Source organism: Deltaproteobacteria bacterium, assembly GCA_016709225.1.
GTDB classification, from domain to species: Bacteria; Myxococcota_A; Polyangia; order Nannocystales; family Nannocystaceae; genus Xiheibacterium; species Xiheibacterium phototrophicum.
On record JADJEE010000002.1, the window covers coordinates 871,506 to 890,874 of the forward strand.

At 72.0% G+C, this 19,369-nt stretch carries 17 protein-coding genes; 7 read left to right on the plus strand and 10 right to left on the minus strand.

The window, feature by feature from the left end; all coding sequences use genetic code 11:
• Positions 1-16: 16 nt before the first annotated feature.
• Positions 17-895, minus strand: coding sequence for a hypothetical protein (locus tag IPH07_17775; GenBank protein MBK6919249.1), 879 nt, complete (start codon positions 893-895; stop codon positions 17-19).
• 127 nt (positions 896-1,022) lie between these two features.
• Complete coding sequence (locus IPH07_17780; GenBank protein MBK6919250.1) at positions 1,023-1,973, minus strand: hypothetical protein; 951 nt, start codon at positions 1,971-1,973, stop codon at positions 1,023-1,025.
• Positions 1,974-2,123: 150 nt separating this feature from the next.
• On the opposite strand from IPH07_17780, the gene IPH07_17785 reads away from it, so the two are divergent.
• The 6 genes from IPH07_17785 (at position 2,124) to IPH07_17810 (ending at position 10,284) form a co-directional block, all read left to right on the plus strand.
• Positions 2,124-3,647: a hypothetical protein gene (locus tag IPH07_17785; protein MBK6919251.1), complete on the plus strand. Its 1,524-nt coding sequence runs from the start codon at positions 2,124-2,126 to the stop codon at positions 3,645-3,647.
• A gap of 192 nt (positions 3,648-3,839) precedes the next feature.
• Positions 3,840-4,505, plus strand: coding sequence for a TetR/AcrR family transcriptional regulator (locus tag IPH07_17790; protein MBK6919252.1), 666 nt, complete (start codon positions 3,840-3,842; stop codon positions 4,503-4,505).
• A gap of 14 nt (positions 4,506-4,519) precedes the next feature.
• Positions 4,520-6,451 carry an acyl-CoA dehydrogenase family protein gene (locus IPH07_17795; protein MBK6919253.1) on the plus strand — a complete coding sequence of 644 codons (1,932 nt, stop codon included), beginning with the start codon at positions 4,520-4,522 and terminating at the stop codon, positions 6,449-6,451.
• A 36-nt stretch (positions 6,452-6,487) separates the two neighbouring features.
• Complete coding sequence (locus IPH07_17800) at positions 6,488-7,462, plus strand: hypothetical protein (GenBank protein ID MBK6919254.1); 975 nt, start codon at positions 6,488-6,490, stop codon at positions 7,460-7,462.
• Positions 7,459-8,883, plus strand: coding sequence for a 3-oxoacyl-ACP reductase (locus IPH07_17805; GenBank protein MBK6919255.1), 1,425 nt, complete (start codon positions 7,459-7,461; stop codon positions 8,881-8,883). The genes IPH07_17800 and IPH07_17805 overlap by 4 nt, the downstream gene beginning before the upstream one ends.
• Before the next feature lie 60 nt (positions 8,884-8,943).
• The gene (locus IPH07_17810; protein MBK6919256.1) at positions 8,944-10,284 is read left to right on the plus strand and encodes an acetyl-CoA C-acyltransferase; all 1,341 of its coding nucleotides are present in this window, start codon (positions 8,944-8,946) and stop codon (positions 10,282-10,284) included.
• 81 nt (positions 10,285-10,365) lie between these two features.
• On the opposite strand, the gene IPH07_17815 is transcribed toward IPH07_17810, so the two are convergent.
• Entirely contained in the window at positions 10,366-12,216 is a 1,851-nt protein-coding gene (locus tag IPH07_17815; protein MBK6919257.1) for a PQQ-binding-like beta-propeller repeat protein, read from the minus strand.
• Positions 12,213-12,821 carry a hypothetical protein gene (locus tag IPH07_17820; GenBank protein MBK6919258.1) on the minus strand — a complete coding sequence of 203 codons (609 nt, stop codon included), beginning with the start codon at positions 12,819-12,821 and terminating at the stop codon, positions 12,213-12,215. The genes IPH07_17815 and IPH07_17820 overlap by 4 nt, the downstream gene beginning before the upstream one ends.
• 597 nt (positions 12,822-13,418) lie before the next feature.
• Here IPH07_17820 and IPH07_17825 point away from each other — a divergent pair.
• Positions 13,419-13,610 carry a hypothetical protein gene (locus IPH07_17825; protein ID MBK6919259.1) on the plus strand — a complete coding sequence of 64 codons (192 nt, stop codon included), beginning with the start codon at positions 13,419-13,421 and terminating at the stop codon, positions 13,608-13,610.
• Between the two features lie 7 nt (positions 13,611-13,617).
• Here IPH07_17825 and IPH07_17830 read toward each other — a convergent pair whose 3' ends face one another.
• The 6 genes from IPH07_17830 to IPH07_17855 are packed head-to-tail and all read right to left on the minus strand — an operon-like array spanning position 13,618 to position 19,362.
• Entirely contained in the window at positions 13,618-15,051 is a 1,434-nt protein-coding gene (locus IPH07_17830) for a phosphoenolpyruvate kinase (protein MBK6919260.1), read from the minus strand.
• A gap of 8 nt (positions 15,052-15,059) precedes the next feature.
• Positions 15,060-15,401, minus strand: coding sequence for a hydroxyisourate hydrolase (gene uraH / locus IPH07_17835; GenBank protein ID MBK6919261.1), 342 nt, complete (start codon positions 15,399-15,401; stop codon positions 15,060-15,062).
• Between the two features lie 17 nt (positions 15,402-15,418).
• Positions 15,419-15,934, minus strand: a complete 516-nt coding sequence (gene uraD / locus IPH07_17840) for a 2-oxo-4-hydroxy-4-carboxy-5-ureidoimidazoline decarboxylase (protein ID MBK6919262.1) — start codon at positions 15,932-15,934, stop codon at positions 15,419-15,421.
• An 11-nt stretch (positions 15,935-15,945) separates the two neighbouring features.
• Positions 15,946-17,013: an allantoicase gene (alc, locus tag IPH07_17845; protein MBK6919263.1), complete on the minus strand. Its 1,068-nt coding sequence runs from the start codon at positions 17,011-17,013 to the stop codon at positions 15,946-15,948.
• Positions 17,010-18,374: an allantoinase AllB gene (allB, locus tag IPH07_17850; GenBank protein MBK6919264.1), complete on the minus strand. Its 1,365-nt coding sequence runs from the start codon at positions 18,372-18,374 to the stop codon at positions 17,010-17,012. The genes alc and allB overlap by 4 nt, the downstream gene beginning before the upstream one ends.
• A 58-nt stretch (positions 18,375-18,432) precedes the next feature.
• A complete protein-coding gene (locus tag IPH07_17855) occupies positions 18,433-19,362 on the minus strand; it encodes a MerR family transcriptional regulator (protein ID MBK6919265.1) in 930 nt (309 codons plus the stop codon).
• Between the last annotated feature and the right edge of the window lie 7 nt (positions 19,363-19,369).

The following is a 19,369-nucleotide window of genomic DNA, read 5'->3' on the forward strand; positions in this document are numbered from 1 at the left end:
CATCCGTGACTCGCGGTCACGTGCGGCTTCGTGGGGGCGCAGGCGTCCATGCGGCCGAACGTCGTCCGCGTGGTGCCTTCGACGCCCTGCGCTCCGGTGGCAGCTGCAGGCCGATCTCGACGCCGAGCACGAAGCGCGCGCGTCCGAACCGCAGCGCGTCGTCGGCACCCAGCAGGCGAACCGGTGGTGTCGCGAGCTCGAGGCCCGCACGCAGGCCCAGCCACACCCCGTGCGTCCGCAGCTGGGCCAGCGCTGCGAGCTCGGTGGTGGCGGTGACACCCCGCGCACGCCCGCGGTCGCGCACGAACAACCACTGCAGCTGCGGCAGCACCTGCCCCCCGATCCACCACGGGCCCACGCTTCCGCCGAACGCGGCCCCACCACCGACGCGCACGCCATCGACCGCGAGCCGGTCGCGTCGTGAATGCACCGATGCCCAGCTGCCCACGACCTGGACGTAGCGCCAGCGCGCGCCGCCGCGCAGGGTCGCGCCGCCGTCGACATCGGCGGGCCGCCCAGCACCGAGCCGTGCGCCGACCGCCAACCAACCGATCGGATCGCGCACGGCGGTCTGCAGGCTCGCCGTCGGCGGGGCGGTGTCGATCGGGGCCTGCTGCTCGATCACCAGCGCCAGCGCGGCGGCGAGCTCTCGGCTGCGTTCCTCGGTGGTGGCCGACGCGAGCACGAAGCTGCGCTGGACCTCGCGCCCGCCGCGATGACGCAGGGTCGCGCGCACCTCGGACGGCGCGCTGCCATCGTCGACGTCGATGCTCCACGCATCGGCGCTGGCGCCCGCACGCACCGTCAGCGCGCGACGCGTGGCTTCGTCATCGACCACGTCGCTGCGCACGCGCACGTCACCGAGCCAGAGCACGAGCGCGAGCACGAGCGACACCGCGGCTGGTTTGCCACGCGCTCACGGCCGCGCGCAATGGTGCGACGCGCGAGCGGGAGAGCGCCGCGCACGGGCCCGCCCGTCGCTCCTGGGCGACGGACGAGCGGGGCCGCGCGGTGGTCTTGCATCAACCGGGCGGCGGCGGGTAGCAGCAGCCGAGATAGCAGAAGAAGTCGGTCGGGCAGTCGGCGGTGGCCTCGCAGGTATCGCCGCCGGGACACGTGTTCTCACCGCAGCCGGGCGGTGGCTCGGTCTCGCCGAAGCACACCTGGCATTCCTCCGGCAAGCAGGGCACGCCGCAGTCGTCGATCTGCGAGGTGCACGGCTGACACGCGTCGAGGTTGTCGAGCGAGCAGTCGGGGCCCGAGTTGAGGAAGATGTGCACCGGACCATCCGGGGTCTGGACCTCGCAGCAACCGAAGCAGTCGCAGCCGGGCGGCACGTACTGCTCGCAGAACATCACGCACGTTGGATCTTGGTTGGGCGGGATGTTGTTGCAGTTGTTGCCGCCGGTGTACTCGCAGCCGACGTTGGCGCCGGGGTTCTCGGCATCGCAGCGCAGATCCCAGATGCAGCCGTCGTCGCCCTGGCCGCTGTTGCCGTCGAAGAAGCAGTCCTGCTTGCAGTCCATGTTGTCGCCCGGCAGGCCGGTCTGGAACGAGCTCTCGTCGTCGTCGCAGGGGCCGGTGCACTCGGGGTCCGTGAGGTCGATGAAGCCGTCGCCGTCGTTGTCCTCGCCGTCGCCGCAGGCGTAAATGGCCCCGCCGCAGTCGACGGGATTGCCGGGATCGTTGCCGGTGGTGGAGTCGGAGCCCGAGCCGCCGAGCGTGGGATCCGTGCTCGATGCGGTGTCGGTGCCGTCGGTGGTATCGCTGCCGCTGTCGGCCGTCGACGCGCTGGTCGACGCGCTCGCGCTCGAGGCCGTCGTGTTCGACGCGCTGGTCGAGCCCACGGTGATGCCACCCGAGCTCGTGCCCGAGTCACCCGACTCCTCGACGCCGGATCGTGGACAGCCCGCCAGGGCGGCGAGCACCCACACGGAGACGACGGGAACGGCCGCAGCGCGAGTGATCGACATCGCAGGGGTGGACCGTCCCGACCGCGACCGTTCCAGCACGTGGATGAAAAAAACTGCGGCCCGGCGGACGCATTCGGGCCGGGGTGGAGCGCCCGCCGCAGGCGTTCCCCGGGATTGGAACGCGCCGCGGGCGTGCGGTCTATGACGCCGATGACCACGACGCACGCAGTCCCGCAGTGTCCGCCGAACCTCGTGGCGACGAGTGCACCACGCCTCGGCCGGGCTGCGGTCGCGATGTGCCTCGCGCTCGCATCCGCGTGCAAGGACAAGGAGATCGACGCGGGCGATGACGACGAGCCCGGCGCGAACGAGCCGTGCGAGCCGGCCGCGAGCGGCGATCCGTCGCCCTGCGCCGATGGCCTGCTGTGCGAGCCGAGCCCGACCGCCGACGGCGGCTACGCCTGCGCGACCGCAATCGAGCTGCACGGGCAAGTGATCGATGGCGTCACCAAGGCCGCGATCGCCGACGCCCTGGTCGCGGCGCTCGACGAGACCGGTGCACCGCTCGGGGACGCAGCTCGCACGGACGCCGAGGGTCACTACGTGCTGCAGGTCTCGGCCCGTCGCGACGCCGACGGCAACCTCGCCGACGACGTGCGCTGGACGCTGCTCGCCGCGGCGCAGGACTACGCGATCTTCCCTGGCGGCCTGCGCACCGCGCTGCCGGTCGACACCGCGTCACCCACCACGGTGACCGACGACGACCAGCACGAGCGCCTCGTGGTCGACAACGCGACCACGATCGTCGCGCTGCTGCCGCTTCCCGGCGGCAGCGGTGTGACGCTCTCGGGTCGCGTCGACGCCGAGGTCCCCGGCGGCACGCTGGTGGTCGCCGAGGGCGGGCCTGCACCTGCGCCCTACGGCATCGCCGACGCCTCGGGCGCGTGGGTCATCTTCAATGTGCCGGCCGCGGCGACGATGGTGCGCGGCTATCGTCGCGGCCTCGCGGTCACGCCGACGAGCATCTCCGGTGCAGCGAGCGACCTCGTGCTCGCCGTCGAGATCGAGGACCCGGCCGCGCTGGCGAGCGTCGACGGATCGATCAACATCGTGAACGCCCCGGGCGGTGCGACCAGCTCGGTGGTGTTGGTGCCGACCAGCGTCTACGATCCGCTGCTCGAGCGCGGCCCGGTGCCGTTCGGCCTGCGCGCGCCGGATCCCGGGCTCGCCCCCGCCGTCGCGGGCAGCTTCACCATCGTCGGCGTACCGACCGGCGACTACCAGGTGCTGGCCGCGTTCGAGAACGACGCGCTGGTCCGCGATCCCGACGCGGCCATCGCGGGCACCGAGCTGCAACACGTCGCGGTGCCCGACACCAACGCGGTCACGCTCGCCGAGTCGTTCAAGGTCACCGAGGCGCTCGCCGTGTTGGGGCCCGGTGCCGATCTCGCCGAGGCCGTCACGACCCCACCCACGCTGCGGTGGGCCGACGACTCGAGCGAGGATCACTACGAGCTGCGGGTCGTCGATGCCTTCGGCACGCTCGTGTGGGAGGTGCTCGACGTGCCGGGCGTGTCGGGCTCCGACGCGGTCGAGGTGCCCTACGACGGACCCGCGCTCATGCCGGGGATGTACTATCAATTCCGCGCGACCTCGATCCGCGAGACGCCGAACATGTCGTCGCCCATCTCCCGCACCGAGGACCTGCGCGGCGTGTTCGTCTTCGCGCCGTGAGGCCCACGTTCGGGGGCAATTCCCCCGCACCCGGAAGGCGGGACTTCATTTCGTGATTTCAACGAGTTGAGTCCACGTTTGCGGTTGTCGCTTGCCGTGGTGCCTACCGAGTGGTAGAGACCGCTCTGCCCACCGGGTAGGCCGCCGTCGCGGCGTCACCGGAGCGGCGCGAGCAGCACGGCGACACCGCAGATGGCGACCGACCGGAACAAGCGCGACGTGGCGCAGCGCATCCTCGAACACGCGACCAAGCTGTTCGCGCGCCACGGCTTCGTCGGCGCTTCGCTGCGCGACATCGCCAAGGCGGTCGGCATCCGCAAGCCCTCGCTGCTCTACCACTTCCCCTCGAAGGACGAGCTGCGCAAGGGCGTGCTCGACCAGATGCTCGCGCACTGGAACGAGGCCGTGCCTCGCATCTTGCGCGCGGCGACGGCGGGCCCCGAGCAGTTCGATGCGATCGCGGTCGAGGCACTCGCGTTCTTCCGCGAGGACCCCGACCGCGCGCGGCTGTTGCTGCGCGAGCTGCTGGATCGCCCCGACGAGATCGCACCGCTGGTCGCGATGCGGGTGCAGCCGTGGTCCAAGATCGTCTGCGACTACATCCGCAAGGGCCAGGAGCAAGGCAGCGTCCGCGCCGACGTCGACCCCGAGGCCTACGTGGCGCAGGTCATCAACCTCGTGCTGTGCGGCTTCGCGTCGCACGCGAGCATCTCGCGGGTGCTCGCCCAGGCCGAGGGCGACGACGACACCAGCGAGCGACTGCTGCAGGAGATGCTGCGCGTCGCCAAGTCGAGCCTCTTCGTCAGCAAGCCCGGCAAGCTGCCGGTCCGCGCGCGGCCGGCGATCGCCGGCGCCTGAAAAGGAACAAACCCGTGGCCAACTACTTCGACGACAACGACGATCTCCAGTACTACTTCGAGAAGGGCATCGAGTGGGGTCCGCTGGTCCGCGCGACCGAGCGCGATCTGGGCAAGGACGGCGCGGGCGTCGACGCAGCGGTAGCCGAGACCGTCGATGGCTACCGGCAGATGGCGCAGATGGTTGGCACCTTCGTGGCCGACGAGGTCGCGCCCGCCGGCATCGAGATCGACCGTCAGGAGTTCCACCTCGAGAAGGGCGAGGCGGTGATGCCCAAGCGCATGGCCGCGCTGTTCGAGCAGATCAAGGCGCTCGACCTGCACTGGCTGTGCGTGCCCAAGGAGCTCGGCGGCATGAACTCGCCGCTGCTGCTCTACTTCGTGAACACCGAGCTGTTCGCGCGCGCCGACGTCTCGATCACCGCCCACCACAGCTTCCACGGCGGCATCGCGCTGGCGCTGCTCATCTTCTCGATCCGCGAGGGCTCGACGAGCTTCGACGGCAGCACCATCACCGATACCCGCTTCAAGGACGCCATCGAAGAGGTCGCGCGGGGCGACGCGTGGGGCACCATGTGCATCACCGAGCCCGACGCCGGCAGCGACATGGCGGCCATGCGGACCGTCGGTGAGCAGGACGAACACGGCAATTGGTTCGTCACCGGCCAGAAGATCTTCATCACCTCGGGCCACGGCAAGTACCACTTCGTCATCGCGCGCACCGAGAAGGCCGCGGCGGGCAGCGAGGACGGTCCGCTCGCGGGCCTCGGCGGGCTGTCGTTCTTCCTGGTGCCGGCGTGGGACGAGGACGAGCACGGCCGCCGCCATCGCTACGTCACCATCGATCGCATCGAGGAGAAGCTCGGTCACCACGGCTCGTGCACGACCGCGCTCGGCTTCGACCGCGCGCCCGCGATCCTCCTCGGCCAGCGCGGCGAGGGCTTCAAGTACATGCTCACGCTCATGAACAACGCGCGCCTGGGCGTCGGCTTCGAGTCGATCGGCCTGTGCGAGGCGGCCTACCGCATGGCCCGCGACTACGCCGCGCAGCGACCGTCGATGGGCAAGACCATCGATCGCCACGAGATGGTCGCCGACCTGCTCGACGAGATGCGCACCGACATCCAGGGCATCCGCGCGCTCGCGATGTACGGCGCGTATCACGAGGAGCTCGCGACCAAGTACGAGCTGTTCGCCACCCGCATCGCCGGCCAGAACGAGCTCGAGACCAAGCAGCTCGAGCGCCGGGCCAAGCGCCACAAGGCCAACGCCCGCCGCGTCACACCGCTGCTCAAGTACATCGCGGCCGAGAAGGCCGTCGAGATGTCGCGCCGCAACATGCAGATCCACGGCGGCAACGGCTACATGCAGGAGTACGGCGCCGAGAAGCTCCTGCGCGACGCGCTGGTGATGCCGGTCTACGAGGGCACCAGCCAGATCCAGTCGCTGATGGCGATGAAGGACGCCCTGGGTGCGATCATGAAGGCGCCGCAGGAGTTCGTGAAGCGCCTGGCCCAAGCGCGCTGGCGCTCGCTGTCGGCCCGCGACCCGCTCGAGCGCCGCGTCGCCAAGCTGCAGCACACGGTGCTCGACGCCCAGCAGTTCCTGGTGCGCAAGACCGCGACCGACAAGGTCCGCTCGCTGTCCGACAAGCCGCTGTCGCAGTGGCGCCACGCGTTCCTCGAGGACTGGAACCCCAAGCGCGACTTCGCCTACGCGATGCTCCACGCCGAGCGACTGACCCGCATGATGACCGACGCGGCCATCTGCGAAGTCCTGCTCGATCAGGCCCGCAAGCACCCCGAGCGCGCCGACGTGCTCAAGCGCTACCTCGTGCGCGCCGAGCCGCGCTGTCGCCACCTGCTCGACGAGATCCAGACCACCGGCGCCGAGCTGCTCGCGCGCCTGCAGCACGACGACCGCAGCAACGCTGCGGCCGCCGAGTGATCAGAGACCGCCCGCGCGAGGATCGAGTCCACCACCATGGCCGTCGCCAACAAACACGTGCTGCAGCAGGGCCCCGTGCTCGCCACCCTCGCCCATGCGGCGTGGGCCGCCATGCGGCAACAGCTCGACGCCCGCATGGGCAAGCCCGCCTCGGGCGGTGCGATGCCGCCGTTGCCCTCGCCCGAGATCACCGCCACGCTGCCGCCGCGGCCCGCCGACCTGGTGCGGGACTACGTGCGCAACGTCGGCGGTGACGCGAGCGCCTACCGTGGCACCGTGCCCGCCCACCTGTTCCCGCAGTGGGGCTTCCCGCTGACGGCCAAGACCCTCGAAGGCATCCCGTATCCGCTGGTGCGGGTGCTCAACGGTGGCTGCCGCCTGCGGATGAACGCGCCGCTGCCGGCCGACGCGTCGCTGCACGTGCGGGCGCGACTCGAGGACATCGACGACAACGGTCGCCGTGCGGTGCTGCACCAGCGCATCGTCACCGGCACCGAGGAGCACCCCGAGGCGGTGGTCGCCGACTTGTTCGCGATCGTGCCGCTGGGCGGGGGCCGCGAGGCCGGCAAGTCGAACGGCGCCCCGCGGGCCGAGGGCGAGAAAAAGCAGACCGTGCGGGTGCCCGCCGACGCCGAGGAGCTGCAGCGCTGGCGCATCGGTGCCAACGCTGGGCTCGACTTCGCCAAGCTCACCGGCGACTTCAACCCCGTGCACTGGGTGAAGCCCTACGCCCGCGCGGCCGGCTTCCGCTCGACCATCCTGCACGGCTTCGCGACCCTGGCCCGCACCATCGAAGGTCTGCAGCGCACCATCTTCGCCGGCTCGATCCACGCGCTCGCAGAGATCGACGTGAAGTTCACCAAGCCGCTGGTGCTGCCCGCCAAGGTGGGCCTGTACATCCGCGGCGACGAGGTCTGGGTCGGCGACGCCCCGGGCGGTCCGGCGTACCTCGCGGGCCACTTCGTTCGCACCACGCCCGCGGTCGCGACCGCGTCGGAGAGCACACCATGAGCGACTTCCTGCTCGAGAACCAAGCCGCCCGCAAGTTGATCCAGACCCTCGGACTGCCGGTCCCGGTGCCCACGCGGCTGCGTCGCGCCAAGGGTCCGTGGGACGAGCGCCCGCTGCACGACGACGACATCGTGGTCGGTGCCGCGCCCGGTGGCGCGATGACGGCCGTGCTGGCGCAGACGTTGACCATGGCTGGCGCGTCACCGCTGCTGGCCCGCGCCGATCTGCTGCCGGCGTTCGCCGAACCCGGCGAGGCCTTCGGTCGCCCCGCCAAGCTCGTGCAGGCCGATGCCCTGCCCGAGGGCATGAAGGTGCGTGGCCTCGTCTTCGATGCCACCAACCTCGGCGACCCCAGCGAGCTGGTGGCGCTCTACGAGTTCTTCCACCCGCTGGTGACGCGCTTGGCCGGCTGCGGTCGCGCGATCGTCATCGGCCGCCCGCCGAGCTCGTTCGAGTCGGCCCAGGTCGCAGCGTCGCACGCCGCGCTCGAGGGCTTCGCGCGCAGCCTCGCCAAGGAAGTCGGCAAGCGCGGCTCGACCGCGCACGTGGTCTACGTCGAGCGCGGCGCGGAGCCCCGCGCCGAGTCGGTGCTGCGGTTCCTGTTGTCGGCGCGCTCGGCCTTCGTGTCGGGACAGCCGATCACCGTGACCAACGAGGCCCGCGCGCCGCAGTCGTGGCAGTGGGTGCGGGGCCTGGCCGGCAAGGTCGCGATGGTCACCGGTGCCGCCCGCGGCATCGGCGAGGCCACCGCGGAGCTTCTCGCGGCCGAGGGCGCCCACGTGGTGTGCCTCGATCGACCGCAGGACGACGCGCTGGTGGCCCAGGTCGCGCGTCGCATCGGCGGCTCGGTGCTGCTGGCCGACCTCGGCACCGCCGACGTCGCCACGACGATCGTCGAGCACCTGCGCAGCGAGTACGGCGGGGTCGACATCGTGGTGCACAACGCCGGCATCACGCGCGACAAGACCCTCGCGAAGATGAAGCCAGAGGCCTGGCAGCAGGCGCTCGACGTGAACCTGGTGTCGGTCGCCCGCGTGACCGCGGCGCTGCTCGAGGGTCCGCTGCGCGACCACGGCCGCGTGGTGTGCCTGTCGTCGGTGGCCGGCATCGCCGGCAACATGGGCCAGACCAACTACGCCGCCAGCAAGGCCGGGATCCTCGGCTATGTCGGCAAGCTCGCGCGCCACACCGCCGCGCGCGGCATTACCGTCAACGCGATCGCGCCGGGCTTCATCGAGACCCGACTCACCGCCGCGATCCCCGTCATGATCCGCGAGGCTGGACGCCGTCTGTCCAACCTCGGTCAGGGTGGCCTGCCGCGCGACGTCGGCGAGGCCATCTCGTTCCTGGTCAGCCCCGGTGCCCACGGGGTCAACGGCCAGGTGCTGCGCGTCTGCGGCGGCGCCCTCATCGGCCGCTAGCGCGTTCCTCGTCCCCACCCCATCGCCCGCGGCCCTCGCCGCGCGCCGCCGGAGCCTGCCATGTCCGAAACCACCGCCCGCAACAACGGTCCCGCGTACTCCTACCAGCCGCCCAAGGGTCGCCGCGCCGTGATCGTCGCCGGTCTGCGCACGCCTTTCGTGAAGGCGTTCGCGGAGTTCCTCAAGCTCGACACCATCGCGCTCGGTGATGCGTGCGTGCGCAGCCTGCTCGAGAAGACCGAGATCGATCGCAACGCGATCGATGCGATCGTCTGGGGCGGCGTGATCCTGCCGGGCCTCGCGCCCAACGTCGCCCGCGAGATCGCGCTCGACCTGCGTCTGCCGGCCCACGTCGAGGGCCACACCGTCACGCGTGCGTGTGCCTCGGGCCTGCAGGCGATCACCCAGGCGGCGGCGGCGATCGAGCGTGGCGAGTGCGACGTCGCCATTGCCGGCGGCTCCGACTCGACCAGCAACGCCGAGCTCAAGCTGCCGCAGAAGGTCGTGCACGCCCTGGCGCCGCTGGCGTTCGGCAAGGCCACGCCCAAGGACTACCTCGGCGTGCTCGCGCAGCTGATGCCGCTGTCCGAGGTGTTGCCGAAGATGCCCAAGATCGCCGAGCGCACCACCGGCGAGGTGATGGGCGAGTCGGCCGAGCGCATGGCCGAGCGCAACGAGATCAGCCGCGAGGCCCAGGACGAGTTCGCCGCGCGCTCGCATCACCGCGCCGCGGCCGGCATCGCGTCGGGCCGTCTGCGTCGCGAGATCTGCAAGGTCGAGACCCCCGACGGCAAGACCGTCACGTCCGACACCATCGTGCGCGCCGACACCAGCGTCGACAAGCTCGCCAAGCTACGGCCGGTGTTCGCCAAGGGTGGGACCCTGACGGCGGGCAACTCGAGTGCGCTCACCGACGGCGCGGCCGCGGTGTTGCTGATGAGCGAAGAGAAGGCCCGCGCACTCGGCTACACGCCGCTGGCGTTCTTCCGCAGCTGGGCCTACCGCGGGGTCGATCCCGCCGACCAGCTGCTGATGGGCCCGGCACTCGCGATGCCGGCGGCGCTGGCCAAGGCCGGCATCACGCTGGCCGACTGCGACCTCGTCGACATGCACGAGGCCTTCGCCGCGCAGGTGTTGTCGGTGCTCAAGATGCTCGGGAGCGACGCGTTCGCCAAGGCTCGACTCGGTCGCGACAAGGCGGTCGGCGAGGTCGATCCCGCACGCCTGAACGTCTACGGCGGCTCGGTTGCTCTCGGTCACCCCTTCGGTGCCACCGGGGCCCGCATGGTCACGACGATGGCCAACGAGCTGCACGAGTCGCGACGTCGCTTCGCGCTGTTGGGCATCTGCGCGGCGGGTGGCCTCGGCGCCGCGGCCGTGCTCGAGCGCGCCGACAGCTGAGCAAACCCGGCCGGTGCCACCGGCGGCGCGCAGCGCTGCCGACGCGCGCTACGCTCGCAAGGGTGGCACCACCCGAGGGCGTCATGGCGCCTGAGCCGTCGCGTCGTCGCGTTCGACGGCGCGCAGATCGGCGAGCCCGCGCACGACGACGGTGCGCAGCACCGGCACACTCAGCGGATCGTCGGCGATCGCCTGCAGCACCGAACCCACGCTGCCGCCGTCGGCGGTGCGCACGTCGTGGTGGTGTAGCAACCACGTCAGCGCGCGCTGCATCGCCTCCGACTCCGCGGCGATGACCGCGTCGGCGTGATAGCGCTGTACGAACGTGAGCACGGCCTCGATGGCGCCGGGGTCATCGAGCTGGGAGATCACGTCGACGATGTCGACCAGCTCCGCGGTGGTGGTGCCGGGGTGCAGCAGCAGCGCCGCCAGCTCGGCGACCACCTCCGGGCGCGCCGACGCCAGCGCCTGCCGGATCGCGGGCGTCACGTCCGCGCGGGGCTGGCCGAAGCGGGGTCGCGTCTGCAGGGTCGCGAGCCCGGCCCGCAGCTCGGCCGGCGAGGCGCTGCCCCAGCGCGCCTCGACGATGTCCTGCGCATGGCGCCGCAGCGCGACGCTGGCCTCCGCGTCGTCGCCACGCAGCTCGCCGTGCGCCAGCGCGTGGACCCGTCGTCGGACCGCGATGTCGTCGTGCCGCCACAGCAGTTCAGCGGCGATCCGCTGCGCGGGCAGCAGCCGCGGGTCGGCGTCGAGCAGCAATCGCTCGAGCTGCGCGAGCACGCGAGGATCGTCGGGCAGCCGGGGGTTGCGACGCGTGACCTCGGTCGCGCCGAGCACGAGCGCCCCGCGGATCGGCTCGCCGCCGCCGATGCGCCGCAGCTCGCGACCGTCGCTGTCGGACAGCACCACGATGCCGCCGTCCTCGCGCGCCAACACCACCCGCTCGCCGGTGACCTCGGCGGCCACGACCTCGCCGTCCTCGGTGTGCAGCCAGCGCGCGCGCAGCGGCTGGCCCTGCGGATCCAGTCGCATCGCGACCACCGTACGACGCGCGAGCACCATCGCGTCACGCGGGGTCGCGTCGACGTTCGACCACCGCAACCACAGCCGTAGTCGCTCGTCGTCGCTGTGGCCATCGTCGATGCGATCGCCGATGCGGAACGCGTCGGCATGGCCCGCCAGCAGCTCCCGCGGCGCGAGGTCCTCTTGTCCACCGCCGACGGTCACCCACCGCGTGCCGCCGCCCACCAACCACATCCCCTGGGCATGCCGCACCCGCTCGAGCGCGAGGCCCTGCCGACGCGCGGCCGCGACGTCGACGCGCGCCGCCTCGCGACCGTTGCGAAGCCGCAGCGCGATCACCTGATCGGCGGTCGGCACCGCCACCACCGCACCGGCCACGTCGGGGATGCCCAGCGGCGCCGCCGAACGGCGCCGCCACGCCGGCTCACCGGTCTCGGTCGAGAACGCGAGCACCTCGCCGCGTACGTCGGGCCGATCGTGCAGGACCGTGGCCACGATCCACGGCTCGTGGATCACCACGCCGGTGAGCGCCTCGCCGGCCAGGCCGAGCGTGTGGACCACGTGGCCGCTGGCGCGCTCCACCACCGCCAGTTGGTTGCCGCGGATCGGCAGGACCACATGGTGTGCGCTCGCGACCGGATGACCCGTCACCACCAGCGGCAGCTGCCAGCGCGTGCGACCGTGGATCGGATCGACCGCGACCACGCGCGTGCGCTCGACCATCACCACCAACGGCAGCGCCGCCGCCTCGGCGTCGAGTTCCGCGGTCGCGCCCTCGTCCTGCGCGTGCGCGAGGAGGTTGCCGTGCTCGGCCCCCTGCGCCGGCAGCACGCGGGCACAACCGCCGCCCGCCACCGCCACCCACGCGCCCAAGCACAGCCAGCGCAGGGCGCCGGCTGCCGACGTCACTCCGGCACCCAGAGGATCTCGTCGTCGGCGACGTCGTCCTCGACCTCCGCGGTCGCCGTCGCGGCCTCGAGCTCGCGCGCGAGCTCGGGATCATGCGCCAGCATCTCGCGCAGGTGGGTCTGCGCGGCCGCACTGGGGTGACGGCGGGCCAGCACCCAGGCCACGCGACGGATCGCGGGATCCATGTCGATCGTCGCCGCCGCGATCGCGCGGTCAGCCTGCGCCGCCGAGGTCGCGGCCCACGCCTGCAGTGCGTGCCCCCGGACGTCGGCGCGGCGGTAGCTCGCGAGCTCGACGACGACGTCGAGCAACTCGACGCGCGGCGCATCGCGATAGGCATCGAGCATTGCGATGAGTGCGGTGGGTGGTGCGCCACGGCGCACGCGCTCACGCAATGCCCGTTGCGACGCGGGCGAGGCTTCAGCGAGCCAGCCCACCAGGTGCGCCGAGACCTCCGACACCGCCTGCTCGGGGACGTTCGGCATCGCGTCGGCGGCGTGCCCCGGGTGCGTCGCTGCGCCCGTGCTGCGCAGCATCGCCGAGTCCTGCCCGCTCGCGGCCGCCGCTCCCAACAGGAACGCCAAACTGATCGCTTCCGGTGTCACGCCAGGTCACCCATCGGCCCGCACGACGGCGCAGGCACCACCCGGGTTTATGCGACGCCTTGCGCCGGCCTTCAACTTTCGCGCCGACGGGCCGAGCAGCGCGACGGGCAGCTCGGGCGATCCGGGATCTCGCGCGCCCGCCCATGCGTGGGCGCGTGCGGTGCGTCGCCAAGGTGTTCGTCGGCGTGTCGCCCGGTACGGGTGCGACAGATGTAGCGCAGCACGCATCGCCGGCCGATCGAGATCGCCAGCTCACCGCCGGCGCGACGATCGCTGGCGGCGTCGCTCCGATCGGCATGGTCGCGATCGGGGCGATCCGTGCCGCCGGCGGCGATGCATGGCACGGCCCTGCCTCACCTCGGCAGGGGCTGTGGACGCCGGTTGGCGAGCCCCGGACGCCGTGCGATGGCCGGCGCGCAGATGCCGGCCCGGGTGTCAGAACGACGTCACCTCCGCCGACGCCAGGGCACCGCGATCATGGCGACCGGGCGAGATGCAACGCGGTTGACGTTCGCGTCACCGGGCGACCCACGGAATCACCCCACGCCGCGGGTGGCGGCCGGGGCTGGCATCGCCGTTGCTTCGAGCAGTGCTCGCATGGCCGCGCGCGAACCCAGCCCCGCAGTGCCCGCCGCCCCGGACTCCAGCGATCGCGATCGACTCGACGAGCTGCGGTCCGAGTTGGGCCAGGTCGAATGGCTGAGCCGAGAGCTACGCGCGCGCGAGAGCCTGCGGCGTCGCGTCACCGAGGCCTCGCTGTGGACGCGCCTGTGGGCGTGGACGCAGTGATCGGACGTCAGCCCGCCGCCCGCTCGTCGCGGGCGCGACGACGGCGGGCCAGCAACTCGGGGAACGAGCGCAGCCCGTGCTCCTCGGGCGCGAGCCCGGCGCGGGTGAGTGCGGCGTCGTCGATGGCCCCGCAGGCGCGGGCGCGCTGCAAGAAGCCCAACAGCGCCGCACCCGTCGCGGCGTCGTCGAGTACCGCCGCACCGTCGGTCGCCGCCGTGGCGCGCTGCAAGTAGCTGCGCAGCCGCTCGCTCGCCGCGGGCAGTGACTCGAGGAAGAAGCGATAGTTCGCGGCCCAGCGCACCGGCACCTGGGCGGGGTGGAGATCCCAACCCTGCACGTAGCCGCCGACGAGCGAGCGGCGCACGTGATCGTGCATCAGTCGCCACGCGCGCCAGATGGCCTCGCGATTGCGACGCTGGCCATCGTCGGAGCTGGCCCCGGGGTCGGGTTCGACCGGCAGCACGTTGGTGGAGCCGTCGCAGACCTGCACGGCGGTGCCGCCACAGGCGAGCGTCATGAAGCCGCGGGCGACGTCGCAGATCGGATGATCGATCGCCTGCCACGCCGCGGTGATGCCGGCCGAGGCGGTGAAGTCGTAGACCCCGAGCGCGACCGCGATCAGCCGCTCGCCGCCGGCGCGGATGCACGCCGGTAGCTGGAAGCGCCCATGCCGGTCGAACAGCACCTGCGTGACCTCGACCATGAACTCGAGCGGCAGCGACAGCTCCGGCAGCCCGAGCGCGCGCTCGCAGCGAGCCAGCAGCTCGCATGCGACCTCGACATGGGTGACGTGCTGGACCTTGGGCAGCGTGATGCGAAAGCCCGCCGGCACCGCGCCGTGGCGGTCGACCAGCGTGCCGACGAAGCGCTCGAGCGTCGCGATCGAGCGACGCATGCAGGGATCGGTGAGCGGCTTGATGCGGATGCCACTGCACGCGCTCGCACTGCCGTCGGCGAGCGCCGACGCCAGCGCGTTGGCGGCCGCACGGGCGTCACCATCCTCCTCGGCGTCGGGGCGGATGCCGTAGCCGTCCTCGAAGTCGATGCGAAGATCTTCGATCGGCGCGGTCGCGAGGCGCCCACGCACGCGCGCGTGCACGGCCCATGCGAGCCAAGTGTCGGGTAGCTCGCGGGCCAACGCCTCGGGATCGTCGGCGAAGCGCAGCGACATCGCATCGACGCCTTGACGGTCACGCGGCAGCGCGTCGGCGCCGGGGAAGCCCAGCGCGCGCGCCAGCTGGGGTGGCGAATCTGCCCACCGCGCGAACGCGTCGCGGGCCGACTCGCCGAGCCGACGCCAGCTGTCGGGACGCAGCAGGTGGGCCCCCCAGTAGAGCGTGTGCACCGGCTGGGGCCGCAGGCTCGCGCCCGCGAAGTGTCGGTTGAACTCGGCGTTGGCGCCCTGCAGTCGCTGCAGCAGCGGGTCCATGGGCTCGGGCATCACCACGTTCAGCTCCCGCGGTAGGTCGAGTATCCGAACGGGCTGAGCAGCAGCGGCACGTGGTGGTGCTCGGTCGGTCGCGTGACCTCGAAGCTGATCGCGACCTCGGGGTAGAAGCACGGCCGCTCGTCGCGGGCGAAGTACGCGGCGGTCGCGAAGCGTAGCCGGTACACGCCGGCCAGCAGTCCGCCGGTCGCCAGCAGCTCCGGCGCGCGGCCGTCGTCGTTGGTGGTGGCAGCGGAGATCTCGATGAACTCGCTGCCTTGCTGGCGCTCGAGCACGACCGCAATGCCGGCGGCCGGCCGTCCCAGCGAGGTGTCGAGCACGTGGGTGGTGAGCGTGTTGGCCATGTTGGGTGCTGCTTGGTCTACGCGGCGGGGCCGGCGGCGAGCTTGTGCAGGCGCAGGCGCGTGATCGCAGCCTGCTCGAGTGCGGCGACGTCGAGCTCGCGCGCCGGTGGGTTGTCGATGCGCCCTTGGAGCGCCGCCAGCATCTCGGCGGCGCTGCGACCGGTCGCACACATCACGAAGGTGAAGCCGAAGCGCTCGCGGTAGCGACGGTTGCCGTCGCGCAGCGCCAACAGTGTGTGCTCGTCGGCCGCGCCCACGCCGGCCTGCTCGCTGCTCGACCAGCTCGCGGTGTTGGCGAACCGCTCGCGCAGCACCGCGAGGTCCTCACCGAGCGCGGGGTGATGGGCGAGCGCCTCCCGCACATCGTCGGGTTCGATCGCAGACCACACCGTGTCGGCGGCGGACAAGAGTGCATCGTCGTCGGCGAACGGGCGCCGCGCGAGCATGCCGCGGACCCACGTGCGCGAGCCACAGCAGCGCGCGAGCAACGCTGCCGCGGCGTCGTCGTCGAGGCCGTCGAAGGCCGACGCGATCGCGCGGGTGCTCACGGCGTCGAGCCCTGCACGCGATTGCCGAACACACGCAGGCGGCTGATGCCGCCGTCGGGGTAGATCGACAGCCGCACGTGGGTGAACGGCCCCCGCTGGACGATCTCGTCGCGGAAGAAGTGGCGCGTGTGCGGCTGCAGCTTGGTCTCGGGCAGCACCCCGCGCCACGCCGCCGAGGCGTCGACCAGCTCGGTCAGCGGTGCACGCGGGGCATCGATGCCCTCGAGCGAGCAACAGTCGGGGAAGTTGCCCTTGAAGAAGTTGGTGTCGACCTCGAGCAGGCCGATCTCGCCGGGCGCACCGAGGCGCACGATGATCCAATCGAAGCCTGGGCCGCGGCGGCGACGGGTCTCCCAGCCACCGCCCATGTTCTGCGAACGGCCCGGCAACAGCAGGTTGTTCATGGGCCCGAAGAACATGTCCGAGCACGCCAGCGCGAGTCCGCCGTGGCGCACCGCCGCGAGATCGACCTCGCCGGGCTGCAGCCGCGGCGCGACCTCGGTGTCGACGTCGGACATGTTCCAGTTGGGCTCGATGTCGCCGTGGGCGCGGAAGCGGGCCACGCCGCCGTCGGGGTAGATGTTGAGGCGCAGGTGCGTCCACGAGCGCGGCCACGACTCGCCGTGGCTGATGGGGAAGATGTTCTGCGAGCCGGGCCGGATCGGCGACTGCGGCAGCAGCTCGTACCACTTGCCCTCGCGCGCGAGCACGTCGGGGTCGGCGTCGGGCGCGGCCGCGATCGCGTCGACCGACGCATACGGCGGGCTGTTGCCGAGGAAGTGGTTGGTGTCGATGTCGAGCACGCGCACGCGGCCTGGCGTGCCGAGCTTGATGATGCACCAGTCGTGGCCGGGCCCGCGACGTCGACGCGACTCCCAGCCGTCCATCAGCTTGCCGCGATCGGTGTACTCGTCGGGCAGGAACACACCGCGGCCGGACTTGAGCAGGTTCTCCTTGGGCGCGAAGAACTCGTCGTTGGCGAGCAATGCCTGCGCGCCGAGGAACTCGTCGGCGAGATTGACGAGCCCCGTGAAGGTCGCGGCGTGGAGATCCTTGGCGGTCATGATGGTCGTCCGAGGGTGCGGGGGGCGCGGTCGCGGTGCAGCAGTGCCACGCCGCGCGCCGCAGGATGCACGGCGGTACCATCGTACACGATGGTGCCGCGCAGGTAGGTCTGACGCACGGCGCCGTACAGCGTTCGTCCGACGTAGGGCGAGAGCTTGTGACGAAAGCGCAGCTGTGCGGCGTGGATCGTCGCGGCGGTGTCCGGATCCCAGACGATGAGGTCCGCGTCGTGACCGACCGCGATGCGGCCCTTGCGGGCGGCGAGTCCCGCGAACGCGGCCGGACGGCTCGACATCCACGCGAACAGCTCGGGGATGCCGACGCCGCGCGCCCGCGCCTCGGTCCACACCGCCTGCAGGCCCAGCTGCAGCGACGCGATCCCGCCCCACGCGACCTGGAAGTCGCCGCGCTCGAGCTGCTTGAGCGCCGGCGTGCACGGCGAATGATCGGTGACGACGAAGTCGATGGTGCCGTCGCGCAGCCCCTGCCACAGGCGGGCGCGGTTGTCGTCGTCGCGGATCGGCGGCGCGCACTTGAAGTGGGTCTCGCCGTCGGCGATGTCCTCCGCGCGCAGGCACAGATAGTGGGCACAGGTCTCGACCGTCAGCGGGAGGCCCTCGCGCTTGGCGGCGGCGATCTGCGGCAGCGAGTCCGCCGACGACAGGTGCACCACGTGCACGGCGCAGCCGGTCTCGCGACAGAGTCGGATGAGCAGCGCGATCGCGGCGTCCTCCATCGCGCACGGTCGCGAGCTCAGCCACGAGGCATGCGAGCGCGGGTCGCCCTGCGCCGGCGCGGCCGCGACGTCGAGCTCGGCGTGGGCCAGCAGCGGAACGCCGGCGTCGCGCAGCCGCAGCATCGCCGCCCGCAGCACCGCCTCGTCGCTGGCGGGGAACTCGTCGATGCCGGAGTGCACCATGAAGGCTTTGCAGCCGAGCACGCCGGCCTGCGCGAGCGCGGCGAGGTCGTCGGCGTTGCCGGGCACGACGCCGCCCCAGAAGCCGACGTCGATCCACAGACGCGGGGCCGCGGCCTCGCACTTGATGGCGAGTGCGGCCGCGGTGGTGGTGACCGGGATGCAGTTGAGCGGCATGTCGACGACCGTGGTCACGCCACCGCTGGCGGCGGCCTGGGTCGCGGTCGCGAAGCCCTCCCAGTCGGTGCGACCGGGCTCGTTGATGTGAACGTGGCTGTCGACCACGCCCGGCGCGAGCACGAAGGGATCGACCGTGACGTGGGTCTCGCCGGGCCGCACCACCTGGCCTGCTCGCACCTCGCGGATGCGCTCGCCCTCGATCACCACGGTGGCGTCGCGCAGTTGGTCGTCGAGCACGACACGGGAGCTGGTCAGCGCAAGCACGGCCACGGGGCCTAGAGCTTGCGAAACCGTCCCGCGCGGCGCAAGGCCGACGCCGGCGTCAGTGCGACGGCCGCCGGCGCGCGGCCAGCCGATCGATCGAGGGCCGCAGGTTGCGGGTGGCCTCGGGCATCGCGACCGTGCCGCCGCGTGCCTCGACGAAGCGCTGCAGGCCGGCCGCCGCCGCACCACCGACCATCCACGGGGTCTCGCCGACCGCGTCCGCGTAGGCGTCGACCAGCTCGCGCGCGCGATGCGGGCTCGGGGCCAGCGTGCACGACAGGCACACCAACACCGGCGCCAGCTCGTCGACGGCCTGCCGCACGGCGGCGGGCGGCGTGCGTGTGCCGAGCAGCACCGCGCGGTACCCCCACGTCGCCAGGTGCACCGCGAGCATCTGCAGGGGGAACGCGTGCTCCTCGTCGGCGAAGCCGGCGAGCACCACCTGACGGGCATCGCCCTCGGGCTGCGCGAGCGTGATCATGCGGCGCAAGATGGTGCCGATGGCCTCGCTCGCGAGGTGCTCCTGCGCGACCGTGATGGTGCCCGCGTGCCAGCGCTCGCCGACCTCGAGCAACACCGGTCGCAGGACCTCGTCGACGATCGTCCCCGCGGGTGCCGAGGCGGCCGCGCGCTCGAGCTCGCGCTCGAGCCCGCGGGGATCGAAGGCCTCGACGGCGCGCAACACCTGCTCGCGCAGCGGCGCGAAGGCATCTTCGTTTGCCTGGGGTGGTGCCGGGTCCGACTCGATGCGCTCGTCGAGCGCAACGCGGGCCGCCTCCGACGGGGCGATGCCGCTCTCGCACAGCTCGACCATCCGGCGGATGATCGCGATGTCGTCGTCGGAGTAGACCCGGTAGGCCGACGAGGTACGTGCGGGCACCGGCACGCCGTAGCGGCGCTCCCATGCGCGCAGCGTCGCCGCCGGGACCCCGGTGATCTCCTCGACGGCGTGGATGCGGTACTTGCCGCGGCCCGTGCTCTTTGCGATCGACGTC